At 70.8% G+C, this 18755-nt stretch carries 16 protein-coding genes and 2 tRNA genes; 11 read left to right on the top strand and 7 right to left on the bottom strand.

From position 1 onward, the window contains the following. Positions 1 to 52 precede the first annotated feature (52 nt). Both ACFY0K_RS11470 and ACFY0K_RS11465 read left to right on the top strand, forming a co-directional pair. Positions 53 to 1006, top strand: coding sequence for a D-2-hydroxyacid dehydrogenase (locus tag ACFY0K_RS11470; protein ID WP_390639639.1), 954 nt, complete (start codon positions 53 to 55; stop codon positions 1004 to 1006). A 20-nt stretch (positions 1007 to 1026) separates the two neighbouring features. Then, positions 1027 to 2433 (top strand): amidase, encoded by a 1407-nt coding sequence (locus ACFY0K_RS11465; RefSeq protein WP_390639638.1) that lies wholly within the window; start codon positions 1027 to 1029, stop codon positions 2431 to 2433. A 195-nt stretch (positions 2434 to 2628) separates the two neighbouring features. Here ACFY0K_RS11465 and ACFY0K_RS11460 read toward each other — a convergent pair whose 3' ends face one another. Then, positions 2629 to 3123 (bottom strand): DUF3830 family protein, encoded by a 495-nt coding sequence (locus ACFY0K_RS11460; protein ID WP_351958116.1) that lies wholly within the window; start codon positions 3121 to 3123, stop codon positions 2629 to 2631. A 47-nt stretch (positions 3124 to 3170) separates the two neighbouring features. On the opposite strand from ACFY0K_RS11460, the gene ehuB reads away from it, so the two are divergent. The 6 genes from ehuB (at position 3171) to ACFY0K_RS11430 (ending at position 7451) form a co-directional block, all read left to right on the top strand. Further along, positions 3171 to 4109, top strand: coding sequence for an ectoine/hydroxyectoine ABC transporter substrate-binding protein EhuB (gene ehuB / locus ACFY0K_RS11455; RefSeq protein WP_390639637.1), 939 nt, complete (start codon positions 3171 to 3173; stop codon positions 4107 to 4109). Then, entirely contained in the window at positions 4106 to 4822 is a 717-nt protein-coding gene (gene ehuC, locus ACFY0K_RS11450) for an ectoine/hydroxyectoine ABC transporter permease subunit EhuC (protein ID WP_390639636.1), read from the top strand. The genes ehuB and ehuC overlap by 4 nt, the downstream gene beginning before the upstream one ends. Next, positions 4819 to 5469 carry an ectoine/hydroxyectoine ABC transporter permease subunit EhuD gene (ehuD, locus tag ACFY0K_RS11445; RefSeq protein ID WP_390639635.1) on the top strand — a complete coding sequence of 217 codons (651 nt, stop codon included), beginning with the start codon at positions 4819 to 4821 and terminating at the stop codon, positions 5467 to 5469. The genes ehuC and ehuD overlap by 4 nt, the downstream gene beginning before the upstream one ends. Continuing rightward, positions 5459 to 6241: an ectoine/hydroxyectoine ABC transporter ATP-binding protein EhuA gene (gene ehuA / locus ACFY0K_RS11440; protein WP_390639634.1), complete on the top strand. Its 783-nt coding sequence runs from the start codon at positions 5459 to 5461 to the stop codon at positions 6239 to 6241. The genes ehuD and ehuA overlap by 11 nt, the downstream gene beginning before the upstream one ends. A 268-nt stretch (positions 6242 to 6509) precedes the next feature. Then, complete coding sequence (locus tag ACFY0K_RS11435) at positions 6510 to 7268, top strand: IclR family transcriptional regulator C-terminal domain-containing protein (RefSeq protein WP_351958121.1); 759 nt, start codon at positions 6510 to 6512, stop codon at positions 7266 to 7268. Positions 7269 to 7377: 109 nt separating this feature from the next. Further along, positions 7378 to 7451: transfer RNA gene (locus ACFY0K_RS11430), tRNA-Lys, on the top strand. A 55-nt stretch (positions 7452 to 7506) separates the two neighbouring features. Here ACFY0K_RS11430 and ACFY0K_RS11425 read toward each other — a convergent pair. The 6 genes from ACFY0K_RS11425 to ACFY0K_RS11400 form a co-directional block, all read right to left on the bottom strand. Then, positions 7507 to 8463, bottom strand: a complete 957-nt coding sequence (locus ACFY0K_RS11425; protein ID WP_390639632.1) for a DUF4331 family protein — start codon at positions 8461 to 8463, stop codon at positions 7507 to 7509. A gap of 58 nt (positions 8464 to 8521) precedes the next feature. Next, positions 8522 to 10180, bottom strand: a complete 1659-nt coding sequence (locus ACFY0K_RS11420) for a long-chain-fatty-acid--CoA ligase (RefSeq protein WP_390639631.1) — start codon at positions 10178 to 10180, stop codon at positions 8522 to 8524. 106 nt (positions 10181 to 10286) lie between these two features. Next, positions 10287 to 10760: a DUF3592 domain-containing protein gene (locus ACFY0K_RS11415; RefSeq protein WP_390639630.1), complete on the bottom strand. Its 474-nt coding sequence runs from the start codon at positions 10758 to 10760 to the stop codon at positions 10287 to 10289. Positions 10761 to 10889: 129 nt separating this feature from the next. Further along, positions 10890 to 11495 carry a lytic polysaccharide monooxygenase gene (locus tag ACFY0K_RS11410; protein ID WP_351958126.1) on the bottom strand — a complete coding sequence of 202 codons (606 nt, stop codon included), beginning with the start codon at positions 11493 to 11495 and terminating at the stop codon, positions 10890 to 10892. Between the two features lie 139 nt (positions 11496 to 11634). Further along, positions 11635 to 12765 carry an SPFH domain-containing protein gene (locus ACFY0K_RS11405; RefSeq protein WP_390639629.1) on the bottom strand — a complete coding sequence of 377 codons (1131 nt, stop codon included), beginning with the start codon at positions 12763 to 12765 and terminating at the stop codon, positions 11635 to 11637. 64 nt (positions 12766 to 12829) lie between these two features. Further along, positions 12830 to 14125 carry a peptidoglycan-binding protein gene (locus ACFY0K_RS11400; protein ID WP_390639628.1) on the bottom strand — a complete coding sequence of 432 codons (1296 nt, stop codon included), beginning with the start codon at positions 14123 to 14125 and terminating at the stop codon, positions 12830 to 12832. A gap of 186 nt (positions 14126 to 14311) precedes the next feature. Between ACFY0K_RS11400 and ACFY0K_RS11395 the strand changes: the two genes are divergently transcribed. The 3 genes from ACFY0K_RS11395 to ACFY0K_RS11385 all read left to right on the top strand — a co-directional run bounded on the left by ACFY0K_RS11395 (position 14312) and on the right by ACFY0K_RS11385 (position 18749). Next, positions 14312 to 14385, top strand: a tRNA-Lys gene (locus ACFY0K_RS11395). Positions 14386 to 14856: 471 nt separating this feature from the next. Then, positions 14857 to 16815 (top strand): glycosyltransferase family 2 protein, encoded by a 1959-nt coding sequence (locus ACFY0K_RS11390; protein ID WP_390639627.1) that lies wholly within the window; start codon positions 14857 to 14859, stop codon positions 16813 to 16815. Then, the gene (locus ACFY0K_RS11385; RefSeq protein ID WP_390639626.1) at positions 16812 to 18749 is read left to right on the top strand and encodes a galactose oxidase-like domain-containing protein; all 1938 of its coding nucleotides are present in this window, start codon (positions 16812 to 16814) and stop codon (positions 18747 to 18749) included. Before ACFY0K_RS11390 ends, ACFY0K_RS11385 begins: the two co-directional genes overlap by 4 nt. Positions 18750 to 18755: the final 6 nt, after the last annotated feature.

The following is an 18755-nucleotide window of genomic DNA, read 5'->3' as shown; positions in this document are numbered from 1 at the left end:
ACGTTCCATCCGCCCATGTCAGACACTGTCGGACACCGGGAGACCGCCCCGAATGACATCGCCCGTGCCCACTCTGCTGGTCCTCGACGCCGACCCGCCCCCGCGGCTCGGCCGGCTCACCGGCCGCGCCCGGATCGTGCACACCGACGCGAAGGGACTGGCGGCCCGGCTGCCGGCGGCGGACGTCCTCCTCGTCTGGGACTTCGCCTCGCCCGCCGTCCGCGAGGCCTGGCCGGGCGAGGGGCCACGGCCGGGCTGGGTGCACACGGCGAGCGCGGGCGTCGACCACCTGATGTGCCCGGAGCTGGCCGCGTCCGACACGGTCGTCACCAACGCGCGCGGGGTCTTCGACGCGCCCATCGCCGAGTACGTGGCGGCGCTGGTGCTGGCCGTCGCCAAGGACCTGCCCGGGACCCTCGACCTCCAGCGGGAACGGACCTGGCGGCACCGCGAGGCGCGCCGGGTGGCCGGCACGCGCGCGTGCGTGGTCGGTTCCGGGCCGATCGGCAGGGCGATCGTCCGCACCCTCAAGGCGCTCGGCATCACCACGGCCCTCGTCGGCCGCGTCCCGCGCACCGGCATCCACGGCCCGGAGGACCTGGACCGGCTCATGTCCCGCGCGGACTGGGTGATCGCGGCCGCTCCGCTGACCGAGCAGACGTACGGCATGTTCGACGCGCACCGCTTCGGCGTGATGCAGCCGTCGGCCTGCTTCATCAACGTCGGCCGGGGCGGGCTGGTCGACGAGGAGGCCCTGGTCCGGGCGCTGACCAGGCGCTGGATCGCCGCCGCGGCCCTGGACGTCTTCGCCACCGAGCCGCTGCCCGCCGACAGCCCGTTGTGGAACGTGCCGGGCCTGCTGGTCTCGCCCCACATGAGCGGGGACACGGTGGGCTGGCGGGACGAACTGGGCTCCCAGTTCGTGGAGTTGTACGAACGGTGGGCGGCGGGCAGGTCTCTGCTGAACGTGGTGGACAAGAAGCGCGGATACGTACGCGGTCACTGACTCCCGGGAGGGTGCCCCTCATGCAGCTCACCGACCTCACCGCGCGGCAGCTCCTCGACGGTTACCGCAAGGGCGAGTTCGGCCCGGTGGCGGCGGTCCGGGCGGTCCTGGAACGGGCGGCGCGGATCCAGCCGGAGGTCAACGCCTTCGTCCGGCTCACCGAGGAGGACGCCCTGGCGCAGGCGCGGGCGTCGGAGGAGCGGTGGCGGCGGGGCGAGCCGCGGGGCCTGCTCGACGGCGTGCCGGTGACGGTCAAGGACATCCTCCTGATGCGCGGCCACCCGACCCTGCGCGGCTCGAAGACGATCTCGGCGGCCGGGAGTTGGGACGAGGACGCGCCGTCCGTCGCCCGGCTGCGCGAGCACGGCGCGGTGTTCGTCGGGAAGACCACCACGCCCGAGTTCGGCTGGAAGGGCGTGACCGACTCCCCGCTCTCCGGGATCACCCGCAACCCGTACGACCCCTCCCGCACCGCGGGCGGTTCGAGTGGCGGCAGTGCGGCGGCGGTGGCTCTGGGGGCCGGTCCGCTCTCCCTCGGCACGGACGGCGGCGGCAGCGTGCGCATCCCGGCCGCGTTCTGCGGCATCTTCGGCCTGAAACCGACGTACGGCCGTGTCCCCCTCTACCCCGCGAGCGCCTTCGGCACGCTGTCCCATGTGGGCCCGATGACCCGGGACGCGGCCGACGCGGCACTGATGCTGGACGTGATCGGGACGCCGGACGCCCGCGACTGGTCCGCCCTCGGCCCGGCACCGGGCTCCTTCGTGGCGGCCCTGGCCGGTGGCGTCCGCGGCCTCCGGGTGGCCTTCTCGCCCACGCTCGGCGGCCAGGTCGCGGTGCAGCCGGCGGTCGCGGCGGCGGTACGGCGGGCGGTGTCGGGGCTCGCGGAACTCGGGGCGTACGTCGAGGAGACCGACCCGGACTTCAGCGACCCGGTGGAGGCCTTCCACGCGCTGTGGTTCGCCGGGGCCGCCCGGGTGACGCAGCGGCTCTCACCCGGGCAGCGGGAGTCGCTCGACCCGGGACTGCGGGAGATCTGCGGGACCGGCTCCCGCCTGTCCGCGCTGGACTACCTCGCCGCGGTGGACGTCCGGATGGACCTGGGCCGCCGGATGGGCCGCTTCCACGAGTCCTACGACCTCCTCGTCACCCCGACCCTCCCCCGCACGGCGTTCGAGGCGGGCCTGGAGGCGCCGAAGGGCTCGGGCCACCGACGCTGGACGGGCTGGACCCCCTTCACCTACCCGTTCAACCTCACCCAGCAGCCGGCAGCGACAGTCCCGGTCGGCACGGACCCCGACGGACTCCCGGTCGGCCTCCAACTCGTGGCCGCCCGCCACCGCGACGACCTGGCCCTGCGCGCGGCCCACGCCCTGTACGAGGCGGGTGTGGCCTCGGCACCGCCGGGCACCGCCGTCGTGGCCTAGCACCGTCGCGGCGGAAAGGAAGCACCCGCGGCTCGCAGGAGAGGACCGGGCAGCACCGCGCGGGAACGCGAGCGGTGCAACGGCCGCGGTGGGTTCGGCACCGCCGGACGGCACCGTCGTGGCTGAGCGCCGTCGCGGCGGGTATCAGAGTGAGCGGCGGCCGAAGGCACGGGTAGCGGACGTCGGGGACCCCGGTCAGAGCGCCCGGAACGCCAGTTGTTCCCCCGCCGCGCCGTTGCGCCACAGGTCGTTGCAGGCCTCGGCCAGGTCCGGCAGGCCCTCCACCACCTCGCCCCAGACGATGCCCGGGACCCAGCCCACGTCGCCGTTGAGCAGGAGGTTGTTGCGTTCGTAGAAGAGGGCGAGGTCGACCAGGGTGGTGCCTGGGCGTACCTCGCGGTCGTAGCCGTAGGCCTTGGTGGCCAGTTCCGTGCCGGCGAAGGAGAAGTAGCAGAGGTCGCCGGGGATGGGGGTGACCGTCGGGTTCTCCAGGGGCGGTTCCGTCGGCGTGAACGGCGGGAAAAGGGCGTAGATCTCATTGCGGGCGTACTTGGCGTGGTACACGTCGCCGGACAGCGGCAGGGCCTCCCAGACGGCGGCGCAGGTGACGGGGGCGCGATCGTCCAGGAGCCTGGCCTTGGCGGTGACACCGCGGCTGACCAGCGAGACTTCGATGAATCGTTGGGTCATGCCTTCCATGGTGCATAAGTCGGTTGGGGTCGGGTAGCCGCGCCGCCATGGCTCCACCACTCGGGAACAAATCAGGCACATCAGGCCATGAATCCAGACACAGTCGGCGAGCCGTGCTCGCGGGTGCCGCCGCGTTCGGCGCACTCGGCGCGTTCGGCGCCGCCGGCTGCACGCGCGTGGCCGACGCGGCCGGTACCGACGGCGGTGATCTGCTGCAACGGCTGCGCGCCCAGGGTGTCGTACGGCTCGGCATAGCCGGTGAGATCCCCTTCGGGTACATCGACAAGGACGGGCACCTGACCGGTGAGGCGCCGGAGCTGGCGAAGGCGATCTTCAAGCGGCTCGGGGTGGACCGGGTCCAGCCGGTGCCGACCGAGTTCGGTTCGCTGATCCCCGGGCTCAACTCCCAGCAGTTCGACGTCGTGGCAGCCGGGATGTACGTCAATCCGGAGCGCTGCGCGCAGGTGATCTTCGCGGATCCCGACTACCAGATGCTCGACTCGTTCGTCGTGCGGAAGGGCAATCCCAAGGGGTTGCACGACTACAAGGACGTCGTCGCGAAGAAGGCGAAGTTCGCCACGGGGACGGGCTACGCGGAGATCCAGTACGCGGTCGAGGCCGGGTACAAGGAGAGCGACATCCTGATCGTTCCCGACCAGGTCGCCGGGCTGAACGCGGTGGAGGCGGGGCGCGTGGACGTGTTCGCCGGTACGGCCGTCACCACCCGTGCGGTGGTCAAGAAGTCGGCGAAGGCGGAGGCCACCAAGCCCTTCGCGCCGCTCGTGGGCGGTAAGCCGCACGTGGACGGGGGCGCGTTCGCGTTCCGGTCGGCGGAGACGAGGCTGCGGGACGCCTTCAACGTGGAGCTGCACAAGCTGAAGAGGAACGGCGAACTGGCGCGGATCCTGCGCCCGTTCGGGTTCACCGAGGCCGAGATGACCGACCTGACGGCGAAGGAGCTGTGCGGGGGAGGGAAGAGCGGATGACCTCGGGACTGTGGGACCTCGTGCTCAAGGGGGCCTGGACGACCATCCAACTGCTCGTGCTCAGCGGGCTGTTGATGACGGCCGTGGCGCTGGTGGTGGGGGTGGCCCGGACGCACCGGCTCTGGATCGTCCGGTTCCTCGCCGGTCTCTACACCGAGGTGTTCCGCGGCACCTCGGCGCTGGTGATGATCTTCTGGGTGTTCTTCGTGCTGCCGGTCGCCTTCGGCTGGCAGCTGGTGCCGCTGTGGGCGGGGACGCTCGCGCTCGGCCTGACCTACGGCGCGTACGGCGCGGAGATCGTGCGCGGGGCGCTGAACGCGGTCGACCCGGCGCAGAAGGAGGGCGGGATCGCGCTCAGCTTCACGCCCTGGCAGCGGCTGCGGCTGATCCTGCTGCCGCAGGCGGTGCCGGAGATGATCCCGTCCTACTGCAACCTGCTCGTGGAACTGCTCAAGGGCACCGCGCTGGTGTCCATCACGGGCATGGGCGACCTTGCCTTCAGCGGGAACCTGGTGCGGCTGGCGTTGCAGGAGAGCGCGCACATCTACACGTACCTGCTGCTCATCTACTTCGTGATCGCGTTCGTCATCACCCGGCTGATGCGCGGTCTGGAGAAGCGGCTGAAGGCCGGCATCGGCAAGGCCCCGGGGAGCGAACGTGAGGCGCGTGCGGTGAAGCGCAGGGAGACGACCGGGGTCGGTGGTGTCGCGTGACGTGGGACTGGAGTGCCGTACGCGAGTTCATGCCGTACTTCTGGGACGGCCTGCGGGTCACCCTGGAGGCGCTGGCGCTCGGTTCGCTGATCTCGTTCTCGCTGGGGCTGGTGTGGACGCTGCTGATGCGGACGCCCACGCGCTGGGTGCGCTGGCCGGTCGGCGCGGTGACCGAGTTCGTGCGCAACACCCCGCTGCTGGTGCAGCTGTTCTTCCTGTTCTACGTGCTGCCCGAGTGGGGGCTGACGTTCTCCGCGCTGACCACCGGGGTCTTCGCGATCGGCCTGCACTACTCGACGTACACCATGCAGGTCTACCGGGCCGGTATCGAGGCCGTCCCGGCCGGGCAGTGGGAGGCCGCCACCGCGCTCAGCCTGCCGGCCCGGCGGACCTGGTTCGCGGTGATCCTGCCGCAGGCGGTGCGCCGGGTGGTGCCGCCGCTCGGCAACTACGTGATCTCGATGCTCAAGGACACGCCGATCCTGATGTCGATCACCGTGCTGGAGATGCTCGGCCAGGCCCGGCTCTTCTCCCAGCAGCACTTCCAGTTCACCGAGCCGGTGACGGTGATCGGTGTCGCCTTCATCGTCATCTCCTACCTCGCCTCCCTTCTCCTGCGCACCCTGGAGCGTCGCCTTGTCCGTTGACACCAGCAAGCAGCCGAGTACCGCCGGCACCGCGTCCGACGACCTGATCCGCATCGAGGGGGTGACCAAGCGGTTCGGTGACAACACCGTCCTCGACGGGCTCGACCTCGCCGTGCAGGCGGGCCGGCACGTCACCCTGATCGGTCCCTCCGGCTCCGGCAAGACCACGATCCTGCGGCTGCTGATGACCCTGACCAAGCCGGACACCGGCACCATCACGGTCGACGGGCAGCGGCTCTTCCCGGCGTCCGAGAAGGAGCGGCGGGAGGCCCGCAAGCAGATCGGGATGGTGTTCCAGCAGTTCAACCTGTTCCCGAACATGACCGTGCTGCGCAACGTCACCGAGGCCCCGGTGACCGTGCTCGGCATGTCCAAGGACGAGGCGGAGACGCGCGCCCGGGACCTGCTCGACCTGGTGGGTCTCGCCGACAAGGCCGACGAGCGGCCGACCCGGCTCTCCGGCGGCCAGCAGCAGCGGGTGGCGATCGCGCGGGCGCTGGCCATGCGGCCGAAGGTGCTGCTCCTCGACGAGGTGACCTCGGCGCTCGACCCGGAGCTGGTCGCGGGCGTCCTCGACGTGCTCAGGGACATCGCGCGCAGCACCGACATCACCATGCTCTGCGTGACCCACGAGATGAACTTCGCGCGGGACATCTCCGACCAGGTCCTGATGTTCGACTCGGGCCGGGTCATCGAGGCGGGCCCGCCGGAGCGGATCTTCAGCGAGCCCGAGCACGAGCGGACCCGGGAGTTCCTCGGCGCGGTGCTGTAGATAATTGCACCGCCGGTGCCGTAAAGGTTTTCCCGCGCCGCGCCATGACTACAGGAAGTGAACGCTCGATCACCCGAGGTCCGGCGGACGGGCCATTCCGCTGGCATATGCCGGAGGGTCTTTTCCGCAGTTGGGAGGGCCAGAATCTCGCCAACACCCCCTCCGTTTCCGGCGCTTGCCCGTTATCGTGGAGAGGATCCGCCGTCCGGATCGCGGCCCAAGCAGTGCAGCCGAAGCAGTATCGCCGAGCGAGCGCAGGGGGACCACCGTGGCGCTGATGCACGAGCCGACCGCCCCGTACCACTCCGCCCAGGACGCCCTCCGGGTCCTGGAGACGGTGGCGGGGCACGCCACCGGCGTCACCGACACCGAACTGGCCCGGCGGACCGGCCTGGACCCCGAGCGGCTGACCGCGCTGCTGCGCATGCTGCGCCGCGAGGGCTACGTCGAGCAGGTGACCGACGGCGCGTACGTGACCGGCGAGACCCTGCGCCGGCTCGGCTCCGCGCAGGAGCGGGAGCAGGCCCTCGGCGAGCAGCTCCAGCAGACCCTCGACCGGCTGCGCGACTCGGTCGGCGCCGCCGTCTACCTGAGCCGGTACATCGACGGCGAGGTACGGATCGGGCAGTACGCGGACGGCCCGACCACCCCCGCGGTCAACGAGTGGGTGGACTTCCGCTCCTCCGCGCACGCCACCGCGATCGGCAAGAGCCTGCTCACCCAGCTCGACCACAACGCCCGCCGCGACCACCTCTCCCGGCACAAGATGGCCCGCCTCACCTCGCGCACCATCACCAGCGACAAGCTGCTGCTCTCCCGCCTGGAGGCACAGCCGCCGACGGTCCCCGTCCTGGATCTCCAGGAGTACGCCATAGGCACGGTGTGCGCGGCGGTCCCGATCACCGCGGGCTCGGCCGTGGGCTGCCTCGCCCTCTCCCTGCCGGTCGAGCACGCCCACCGGCTCCGCCAGGCCGCCGACACCCTGAACCGCGGCGCCGCTCCGCTGCTGCTCTCGCTGGCGATCTAGGCCGGGCCCGGCGGTGGTCGGAAGCACCCCGCCGGACCAGGTACTATTTTCTTCGTCGCCAGCCGCGAGAGGCCGTCGAAAGACGGTTCGAACGGTCGGCGTGAGTCATGCGCCGCTAGCTCAGTTGGTTAGAGCAGCTGACTCTTAATCAGCGGGTCCGGGGTTCGAGTCCCTGGCGGCGCACCTGTGATGACCTGGGGTTTCACCACCCCAGGTCATTTTTTTGGTCCGGCAGGCCCTAGTGCGGCTCCCCCAGGAAGGGGAAATCGGAGCTCAGGTCGGCATGCGGCCGCAGTCCGTCGTGCGGCGCCGCACCGTTGGTCAGCAGGGCGATCCCCAGGTTGATGACGTCGTCGGTGAGATTGCGGCCGTTCGGGAAGCCCGCGGCGCTCGAGTAGTCGTAGGTCACGAGGTCGGGGAGCAGGCCCTCCGCGAGGGTGACCGCCTCGTCCGCGGGGTAGCCCCCGTGCTCGAAGACGTGCGCGAACTTGCCGAGGAAGAGCTCCCGGTCCTTGTCCGGCTCCTGCTGGTTCCATATGCGCTTGTCGTCGTCGCTGTGGTTGAAGTTGTTGTCGATCCCGGGCCGTCCCGCCCGGTCGCCCTGGACCAGGCGGCCGTCGTGCGGAACCAGGACCCGGGCCCAGACGCCGACCTGCGGATCCGGGCCGAGCACGGTGTTCGGGACCTCCAGCACGATGGCGAACACGTTCTTGTCGGCGAAGAAGTCCTGGCCGGTCCACTGGAAGTCGTTCCCGGCCCCGATCGGGTCGGCGAAGAACGGGTCGCTGCGGAGCCCGGCGAAGAACCGGAAGTCGCCGGCCGTGGCGATCTCGGGCTTCGCACCGAAGGTGACCGGGGCGTCCGCCACGATCGTCTCCCCGGCGCCGACATCGGCCGCCGGGCCCCGGCCGACCGCCAGCTGCACACTCGCGCTCTGCGACTCCGCCGCCACCGGCGAGAAGCGCACCCGGAAGGCGACGTCGTTGACCGCGTCGCCGTCGTTGTCCACACCGAACTCGTACACGGACTCGGAGTCGACGGCGTCGGCGGTGACCGGCGAGTGCGGGTTGATGCACATCACCAGGATCGTCCGGTCCGCGTCACCGGGTTTCCGGAACACGTAGAGATCGGTGATGTGACTCCTGGGGTCCATGCTCGTCGGACTGATGCCCAGGCCAGAGACGTGATGCGCCATGCCGGTGGCTCCTCTCGGGTGGCCGTGCAGGTCGATCTGCGCGCACGCTAGCACGGGGTCAATTGCCCAAGTGTCCACGTATGAACGGCCGTTCGGGCAGTCCGTCGGCGCCCCGCGGCGGACGCCACGCTTCCGCCTCCTCCGGGGTCAGCCTGCGGTACGTCCGCTCCCCCGGCGGCCGCCACCACACCGGGTCGGCACACCGCACGCCCTCTTTCCGCAGCGCCGCCCGCCGGATCTTGTTGGTCGCCGTCACCGGCATCCGCTCCACCACCCGCACGAACCTGGGCGCCATCTTCGTCCCCAGGTCGGGCTGGGCCAGCAGGAACTCGGCGAAGTCCAGCGGCTCGAACCGCCCGGCGATCGTCGCCATCACCTGGTCCCCGGTCACCGGGTCCGGCACCCCGTACACGGCGACGGCCTCCGCGCCCTCGTACCGGGCCACGATGTTCTCGATCACCGCGGCGGCCAGGTTCTCCCCGTCGACCCGGATCCGGTCGTCGGTGCGCCCCGCGAAGTACAGGTATCCCGCCGCGTCCCGGTAGAAGAGATCCCCGGTCCAGTACCAGCCGCCCCTGCGCCGCTCCGCCTCGGCCGCCGCGTTCCGCCAGTACCCCTCGAACGGGTTCGGCGCCCGGTTCACCAACTCACCTATCGCCGCTTCCCCGTTCAGCAGCCGCCCCCCGGAGTCGAACACGGCGGCCGGGCACTCCTGACCCGACTCCTGGTCGAGTACGACGAGCCCCGGCGCCGCCCGCCCCACCGCCCCGGCCGGCGTCCCCGGCGACCACTGGATCGCCGCCCCGCCCTCCGAGGACCCGTACCCCTCGACCAGCCGCACCCCGAACCGCTCCTCGAAGGCCGCCGCGTCCACGGCCCCGGCCTCCGTCCCGAACCCGAGCCGCAGCGGGTTGTCCCGGTCGTCGGGGCGCGGCTCGGTGGCGAGTATGTACTGCACCGCCCGGCCGACGTAGGTGAAGTAGGTGGCCCGGTAGCGCCGTACGTCGCAGAGGAACCCCGACGCCGAGAACCGCCGCCGCAACGCCACCCCGGCGCCGGCGACCAGCGCGGGCGCCCAGTCGGCGATCACGGCGTTGCCGTGGAACATCGGCATGCAGACGTAGTGCACGTCGTCGGGGCGGACCCCGAACTGCCCGGCGAGCGACCGCCCGGCCGCCGCGAGCCGCCCCTGCGAGCAGAGCGCGGCCTTCGGGGCACCGGTCGAACCGGACGTGAAGTAGAGCAGGATCCGGTCGGTGGGGGCGGCCCGCGAGGCGTCGGGAAAGGCGCCGAGGTAAGGGGCGAGAAGAGCGCCGTACTCCGGTTCGTCGGTGACGAGGAGTCGGACGCCGGGCAGTTCGAGCCCGGCGAGCAGCGGCAGGTGAGCCCGCTCGGTGACGAGCACCGGGCACTCGGTGTGCAGGATGTCCCGGGCGAGCTCGGCCCCCCGCCGCGTGGGATTCACCCCTGCGACAGCGGCCCCGGCGAGCGCGGCCGCCCCCAGCCAGAGTGGAAACTCGGGTGTGTTGTCGAGCAGCACCCCGACATGCGGCACGGCACCGGCAGGCAGCAGATCGGCCAGCAGCGCGGCCCGGGCAGCGGCCCCGGCCGCCACTACGTGGTGCGTCAGCACCTGCTCCTCGAACCACAGCCCCGGCCGGTGGTCGCCCCACCGGGCAGCGACGGCCTCAGCAACGGTGCGCCCATCGACGGCCATGGAGAAGCAGATTAACTGACACTCCGTCAGATCAACACCCTTGGGGCGCGGGGAACTGCGCGACCAGCCCCCACCGGCCCGCGGAGGCCCACGGCCTCACCGGCACTCACGGAGCGAAGCCGTCCGCCGCCGAGAAGGCGAAGTGCGCCCCGACGATGAAGGCCAGCGCGAACCCGATGAACACCACGAAGAACGCCACCGAGCACCCGGTCCCCACCGCCAGACTCCCCTGTGCGGGCGGGCGGGACATCGCCCCCTCGGGGTGCTCCGGCAGGTAGTAGACCGTCACGAAGTCGCCCTCGACCACGGTCGACCGCCCGCTCGGCTCGTCGAAGCGGACGACCCGCCCCTCGGCCGTCGTGAACTCGTAGACGTGGTGCAGCGTGGTCGTCACGAACGTGTCCCCGCCACCGCCGCTGGTCCTCGCGTACGACCGCAGACAGCGCGCCTCGGCGGTACGCCCGTGACGCCACGTCCGGCTGATCTGGCTCGACCGCTTCAGTGTCTTGTAGAGCCCGAGGACACCGCCGACGACGAAGATGCCGGGAATGATGTAGAAGAACGCTTCCAACAGGCCCATGAGAGTCCCCCGCCTCCGAACACCGGTCCGATTGACCGGTGTGGCGGGAACGTACCCCCGCGGCCCGCGGCGGGTCCTCAAGCGAAGCTCAGATCAGCCGGGTGTTACCCGCTTGTCGAACGACGCAGGTCAGAACGTGACGTCCGAGCAGGCGTAGAACGCGTTGCCCGTGTCGGCGATCGTCCAGACCGCCAGGATCACGTGGTGACCGCTCAGCCCCGACGGCAGGGTGCCGCTGTGGCTGAGGGTGGCCGGCGGGCGCTGGCCGTTGTAGGGGACGGTGAGGAACGGGGTGGTGTTCAGGTCCGAACGGGCGAGGGCGTGGTTCTGGTTCCAGCCCTGCTTGGTGACGTAGTACTTGAAGTCGGTCGTGGCGTGCATCGCCGTGAACTGCCAGCGGAACGTGTACGTCTGGCCGCCCGTCACCTTGGTCGTCGGCCAGGCGCCGCCCGACGGCGTGGTCGGCGAGCTGAGCTGGGCGAACCTGCTCAGTCCGCCGTTGCAGATCTGGCCGTCGGCGGGACCGGCCGCCGGGAAGCCCTTCGGGCCCTCGACGCTCTGCGGCTCGTACTGGATGTCGCCGCAGTTGGTCACCGTGCCGTTGGCACAGAGCTTCTGCCGGCTGATGGGGAGGTCGGTGTAGCCGTGCCCGCTGGCGCCGCCGGTGGAGAGTGCGAAGGCTCCGGCGGTCGCCACGCCGAGCACGACGGCCGAGATCTTGGTCCGTTTACGCATGCTGCCGCTCCTGGAGAACGTGGGGGAGGTTCGGTGAGCCGTGCAGGTCTAGACCAAGTCTCAGATTATTGCCGCTTGTTGAACATGTCCATACCAAAAGGGGTACCGGTACCCGCCCCTGCACCGGTGCCCCTCCCCCTCACGGCACGGGCTCGGTGCGCCCCGAGCAGAACGCCACCGTCAGGTCCCGCACCAGCACCTTGCGCTCGTAGTCGTCGAGTTCGACGAGTCCGCGCATGGTCAGCCGGGTCACCGTGTCCTCGACCGAGTCCACGACCGAGGTGAGCATGGTGGCCCGCTGCCGGGCGTCGAGCGCGGCGATCCGGCGCCGCTGCATGGCCCCGGCGACCTCCGGGGCGTACTCCACCCGGACCGGCTGGACGGCGAACACCTCCAGGCCGATGCCCGCCGCGTCCGCCGAGACCAGCCGGGTCAGCGCGTCCGTGGCCATCTCCACCGAGCCCCGGGCGGTGCCCGGCGGCTCCACCGGCACCCGGGCCAGCGCGGCCTCCACGCACTCGCGCAGATACGTCTCGTGGTCCTCGACGCCGAGCACCGCCCGCGCGGTGTCCCGCACCCGCCACACCACCAGGACGACGACCCTGAGCGCGACCCCGTTGCCGTCCGCCGCCGGCATCTCCTCGCTGCGCCAGTGCCGCAGCCGGACGTCGACCCGGCGGCGCAGCAGCAGCGGGTTGACCCAGAGCAGGCCGGTGCGCCGTACCGTCCCCCGGTAGCGGCCGAACAGGCCGAGCACCCAGGCCCGCCCGGTCGTCCCGCGGGCGAGCCCCGCGAAGCCGGCCACGCCGAGCGCACCGGCCCCGGCGTACGCCGCCCACTGCGCCGGGCCGAGCCCCGCGCCCCCGTACGCCGGCAGGTGCAGCGCGTGCGCCGCGAGCGTCGGCAGCGCCCCCGCCCACCAGGAGGTGGCGAGCCCCCCGGCCGCTCCGGCGAGCCCGGCGCACACACCGGCCGCGCCCGGCAGCACCCGGGCCGGACGCTCCACCAGGTCGGGGTCGACGGCGGCGACCGGACGGGGCTTGGCCGGGAGCGGCCGGCGCAGCCGGGGCTGTTCGCCGGTGCCCTGCCGGCGGCCGACCACGGCGGGCCGCAGCGGTACCGAGACCGGGTCGGGGTCGTCGCGGAACAGCAGGTGGACGGGGATCTCGGTGGTGATCTCGTTCTGGATGAGCCGGGGGGTCGGGCGGGTCGGCGGCCCGCCGTCCGGGGGGTCGTCCGAACCGGGGGTGTGTTCGGTGGTCGTACTCATGCCTGCCTCCAGCCTCCGCGCCAGATGCTCCAGGTGTTGCTCAGGGGGGTCGCAGTCGGGGTCGTCACAGGAACAGGCGGCGCCAGGTCTCCGGCCCCGGGTAGCCGTCGGCCGCGCCACCGCGCCAGCCCTGGGCGCGCTGGAACGCCTCGACGGCCCTGCGGTCCGCCTCGCCCCAGGCGGCATGCGGCCCGTTCGGGTAGAACCGGCCGTACCCCTTCTCGACCAGCCGCCTGCCGAGCCGGGCGACGTAGTCATTGGCGGCGCCGGGACGGAAGAAGTTCTTGCCGGGGTAGCCCGGGACCCCGTGCGAGGCCGGGGCGGACGGGACCGCGGTGGCGGACTCGATGTTCCTGCCCCTGCCGGTGGCGAGGAGTTCCCAGGTGCGCGGTCCGGGCAGGCCGTCGGCGGCGGCGCCGGTCCAGCCCTGGGCCTGCTGGAACGCCTGGGTGGCCCGCTGGTCCGCCGGCCCCCAGTCCGGACCCGGGCCCTTCGGGTAGTGGGCCCCCCGCGCGATCAGCAGCTGCCCGAGGAGGGTGACGTACTTGTTGTGGGCGCCGGGCCCGAAGTAGGCGGCGCCCGGGAACGCCACCGCCGTCTTCGCGGCCTGCGCGCCGGGGGCGGCCGGGTCCGCGATCAGGCCCTTGTAGCGGTAGGGGACGTACTTGGAGGAGTTGCTCCAGTAGGCGTAGGGGGTGGGCTGGCTGCGGGCGTGCGGGGGTGTCTGCTCGTACACCGTGTAGGAGGTGTGCGTGTAGTCCGTCCAGCCGCCGAAGATCACGACGTGGGAGCCCTTCTCGGGGTCGTCCGGGTTGTGGAAGAGCAGGATGTCGCCGGGCTGGAGCTCCTCCTTGGTGATCTTCGTGCCGAACTGGTCGAGGCTCCCGGTCCACTCGTTGCCGGTCAGCCCCCAGGCCATGGAGACGTAGCCGGAGCAGTCCTGCCGGTAGCCGTCCGTCCAGTAGAGGGACATGCTGTACGGCACCTTGGCGGTGACCCAGGTCTTGGCCCGGTTGATGATCTGCGTGCGGGTGATGGGGGGCGTGGTGACCGGGCCTTTGACGGGCTTGCCGTGCGGCCCGTGCAGGGGGGACCTGGCGCCCTGCGGGGTCTGGGGCTCGGGGTCCGCGGGGGCGGCGGACCGGTGCGGGGCGGGCGGGGTGCTGTGGGCGGCGGCGCCGGGGGCGCCCGCGGCGAGGGCGGCGGTCGTGGCCGCGGCCACGACCAGGACGCCGCGGGCCGCCGGGTGCCCGCCGAAGCGGCCGGGCAGCGGGGAGGGGCTCACCCGCCGCCAGTGGACGCAGCCGGGGCATTCGCAGGTGGTCGCGGGGTCGAATTCCTGGAAGACCGGGGCCGGCATGCGATTCCCCTCACACTTCATGTTGATATGTCCGGGACTGTACACGTTGATCAGTTTCCCAACTGTGGCCCCGGTGCGCATGCTGACGGTCCGAATGATGTACGGCAGAGGGCGGACGGGGGTCGCCCTGGTGGCCGATGGTCAGGAGCACGGTTCCCGGTCGGGTAGAGTTCTCGATGTCAGCAGGCGCCGCTAGCTCAGTTGGTTAGAGCAGCTGACTCTTAATCAGCGGGTCCGGGGTTCGAGTCCCTGGCGGCGCACAGACACCGGGAAGGCCCTCCGCATCAGCGGGGGGCCTTCCGGCGTACACCCTGCCGGTCGCACGGGGCCGCTTCGACATCCCTTGCCTCTCCTTGCCCCTTTATGTCAACAACCGACACGGCCGGTCCACACAACCCCCACACGCTCCCCAATGAACGCGTATGCCCGGTAAACACGGCGTTTCGCCCTTGCGATCATGCTGAGCACCGTAGAACCCTGGTTGTCCAAAGTGCCGGTGTTTCGCGGCACTTGGGGGGTAGATAGCCGGTTGCCAGATCTGCGGGGTTGAGGGGCCCCGGTCATCAATCGGTGCCGAGGGGGGCACCATGCAACCGGCCGGTGACGGTCCGTGTCCATTTTCGTGGGACGACTGTGCCCCGCCTTTGACGCGCCCGGCAGGGTCGAGGGGGATCCGAGCGGGCTCCGGGACCGATGAAACACGCGCTGATCTGCGTGTGGGGGGATGACTCATGACGTCGACGCCGATGGGCGCCCGGCAGGAACAGGAATACGACCCGTCACAGACCGCACAGCTCCGGGTGCCCGCGCACCGCACCGCCGCCGGCGCCCTGGGCCGCATCAAGAAGACCCTGCCCAGATACGACTACGAGCACTACAGCCGGCTCGCGGGCCCGCTCACCCAGCCCGACCCGACCCGGCCGTACACCGTGCAGTACCGCTCGCTGCTCTCCCAGGAGCCGCACCGCGTCCGCGCCGCGCTGATGCTGGGCGCCGCCCCGCTGCTCTCGCTGGTCCTGCTGGCCTGGCTGCTGCAGCCCGAGCACTGGACCCAGCGGGACTACCCGGCGTACGACTTCCTGCCGGCCCTCGACATCGTGATGCTGGTGTCGATCGGCCTGATCGAGTTCTTCCGCTGCATGAACGTGCTGTCCAACGCGCACGCCACCCTGGTCGCCCGCGACCCGGTCCCGGTGGTGCCGGAGACCGGCACCCGGGTCGCCTTCATCACCACGTTCGTGCCCGGCAAGGAACCCCTGGACATGGTCACGCGGACCCTTCAGGCGGCGGTCCGGCTGCGCCACCGGGGCCTGCTGCACGTCTGGCTGCTCGACGAGGGCGACGACCCGGAGGTGAAGGAGGTCTGCGCGCGCCTGGGCGTGCACCACTTCACCCGCAAGGGCGTCGCGAAATGGAACCAGCCGAAGGGCCCGCACCGCGCGAAGACCAAGCACGGCAACTACAACGCCTGGCTGGAGGCGCACGGCGACGAGTACGACTTCTTCGCCTCCGTCGACACCGACCACGTCCCGCTCCCCAACTACCTGGAGCGGATGCTCGGTTACTTCCGCGACCCGGACGTCGGCTTCGTCATCGGCCCGCAGGTGTACGGCAACTACGACACGTTCGTCACCAAGGCCGCCGAGTCCCAGCAGTTCCTCTTCCACGCCCTGATCCAGCGCGCCGGCAACCGCTACGGCGCCCCCATGTTCGTCGGCACCTCCAACGCCGTACGCATCAGGGCGCTCCAGCAGATCGGCGGCCTGTACGACTCGATCACCGAGGACATGGCCACCGGCTTCGAGATCCACCGCACCAGGAACCCGGCGACGGGCCGGAAATGGCGCTCGGTGTACACCCCGGACGTGCTCGCGGTCGGCGAGGGCCCGAACGCCTGGACCGACTTCTTCACCCAGCAGCTGCGCTGGTCCCGGGGCACGTACGAGACGATCCTCAAGCAGTACTGGAAGGGCCTGTTCAGCCTGGGTCCCGGCAAGCTCTTCAACTACACCATGATGATCATCTTCTACCCGATGTCGGCCCTCAACTGGATCCTGGCGGCGCTGAGCTGCGCACTGTTCCTGGGCCTGGGCGCCTCGGGCGTGAACATCGACCCCGCCGTGTGGCTGATGCTCTACGGCAACGCCTCCGCGCTCCAGATCGGCCTCTACATCTGGAACCGCCGGCACAACGTCTCCCCGCACGAGCCGGAGGGCTCCGGCGGCGTCGCCGGCATGGTGATGTCGGCGCTCTCCGCACCCGTCTACGCCCGTTCCCTCATGGACGCCCTGCTGCGCCGCAAGAGCAGGTTCGTGGTCACGCCAAAGGGCGAGTCGGCGAGCCCCGACACCCTCTTCGGGACCTTCCGCATCCACTGGTTCTTCATCCTGGTCTTCGGCGGCTCGCTCGCCGCCGGCTTCGTCGAGGGCCACTCGCAGCCCGCGATGATCACCTGGGCCACGCTGGCGCTGCTGATCACGGCCGCCCCGATCTTCGCCTGGCGGTACACGCTGCGGAAGGAACGCCGGGCGCCCGGGGCGGTGCCCGAACCCGAGGACGCGATACCGGCGGGACACCTGCCCGCGGGACACCCACCGCAGCAGCGGCCGACCTGGACGCCACCCGCCGGCACCCCCGCGGAACAGACCCTGCGGATCGCGCTCGGCGGACTGGGAGGTCGTGAGGAATGAACGACAGCGCCGGCCGTCGCCGGGCCCGCCGGCTCGCGATCAGTACGGTGGTCGTCCTCGCCCTGGCCGGGATGAACGGGCCCTGGCTGTACCGCTTCGGGACCGACCGGTACCACCAGTACAAGATCAACAGAGCGGAGTACAAGGCCGCGAACGGCCACTGGGACATCATCGAGTTCCCGAAGGAGTACCGCCAGGACACCATCCACGCGGTGCTCCTGCACACCGGGAAGGTGCTGCTGGTCGCGGGCTCGGGCAACAACCAGGACAACTTCGACGCCAAGATCTACGACAGCCGGATCTGGGACCCGGTCAAGGGCACGATCAAGAAGGTGCCCACCCCGGCCGACCTGTTCTGCACCGGCCACACCCAGCTCGCCAACGGCAACATCCTGATCGCGGGCGGCACCAAGCAGTACGAGAAACTCAAGGGCGACGTCAAGAAGGCCGGCGGCGTCATGATCCTCTACAACGAGAACCCGGACAAACCGATGACCCTGCCCAAGGGCACCCGGTTCACCGGCAAGCAGAACGGCAAGACGTTCGTCTCCGACGACTCGGCGCTGATCCCGCGCGCGACGAAGGTCTTCGACAAGAAGACCGGCAGGTTCCTGCGGAACAACCCCGGTTACGCCCGGGTCGTCGTGGAGGCGCCCGAGCAGGGCACCAGGTACGAGACCGGCACCCAGGACAACTACAGCATCGGGGGACTGACCGGCGCCGACGCCCGCAACACCTACGGCATCGCCAACAAACTCGGCATGGACAAGCGGGACTTCGAGGGCATCAAGAACGCCTACGAATTCGATCCGGTCGCCGAGAAGTACATCAAGGTCGACCCGATGAACGAGGCACGCTGGTACCCGACGCTCACGACCCTGTCCGACGGGAAGATCCTCAGCGTCTCCGGCCTCGACGACATCGGGCAGCTGGTGCCCGGCAAGAACGAGGTCTTCGACCCGAGGACGAAGACCTGGACGTACACGAAGTACAAGCGCCAGTTCCCCACCTATCCGGCGCTGTTCCTGCTCCAGAACGGCAAGCTCTTCTACTCGGGTTCCAATGCCGGATACGGACCGGACGACGTCGGCCGGGACCCCGGCATCTGGGACGTCGACACCAACGAGTTCACCAGGCTGTCCGGGCTCAGCGACCCGAACATGCTGGAGACGTCCGGGACGGTGCTGCTGCCTCCGGCGCAGGACGAGAAGTACATGGTGGTCGGGGGCGGCGGGGTCGGCGAGTCCAGCCTGTCGACGAACAGGACGCGGCTGATCGACCTGAAGGACCCCGACCCGAGGTTCGTGGACGGCCCCTCACTGGAGAAAGGGACGCGGTACCCGCAGATCTCCGTCCTGCCCGACGACTCCGTGCTGGTGTCGGGCGGCTCCGAGGACTACCGGGGGCGCGGCGCCTCCGACATCAGGCAGGCGCGGCTCTACGACACCGCGACCGACTCCTTCCGGAGGGTGGCCGACCCGCTCGTGGGCCGCGACTACCACTCCGGGTCGATCCTGCTTCCCGACGGCCGGGTCATGTTCTTCGGCTCCAACCCGCTCTTCGCGGACAAGGCGAACACCAAGCCGGGGGTGTTCGAGCAGCGGATCGAGATCTACACGCCGCCGTACCTGTACCGGGACTCACGGCCGTCACTGAGCGGCGGCCCGCAGACCATCGCGCGGGGCGGGACCGGCACGTTCACCTCGCGGCACGCGTCGACGATCAGGAAGGTGCGGCTGATCCGGCCGAGTGCGACCACGCACGTGACGGACGTCGACCAGCGGTCGGTGGCCCTCGACTTCAAGACGTCGGGCGACCGGATCACGGTGACGGTGCCGGAGAACCGGAACCTGGTCCCTTCGGGCTGGTACATGATTTTCGTGGACGACGACCAGGGGACGCCGAGTGTGGCGCAGTGGGTGAAGGTGCCGTAGCGCTCC

Source organism: Streptomyces sp. NPDC001507, assembly GCF_042894765.1.
Taxonomy (GTDB): Bacteria; Actinomycetota; Actinomycetes; order Streptomycetales; family Streptomycetaceae; genus Streptomyces.
The sequence above is the reverse complement of the archived record's forward strand: the minus strand, read 5'-3'. Positions and strand labels throughout refer to the sequence as shown.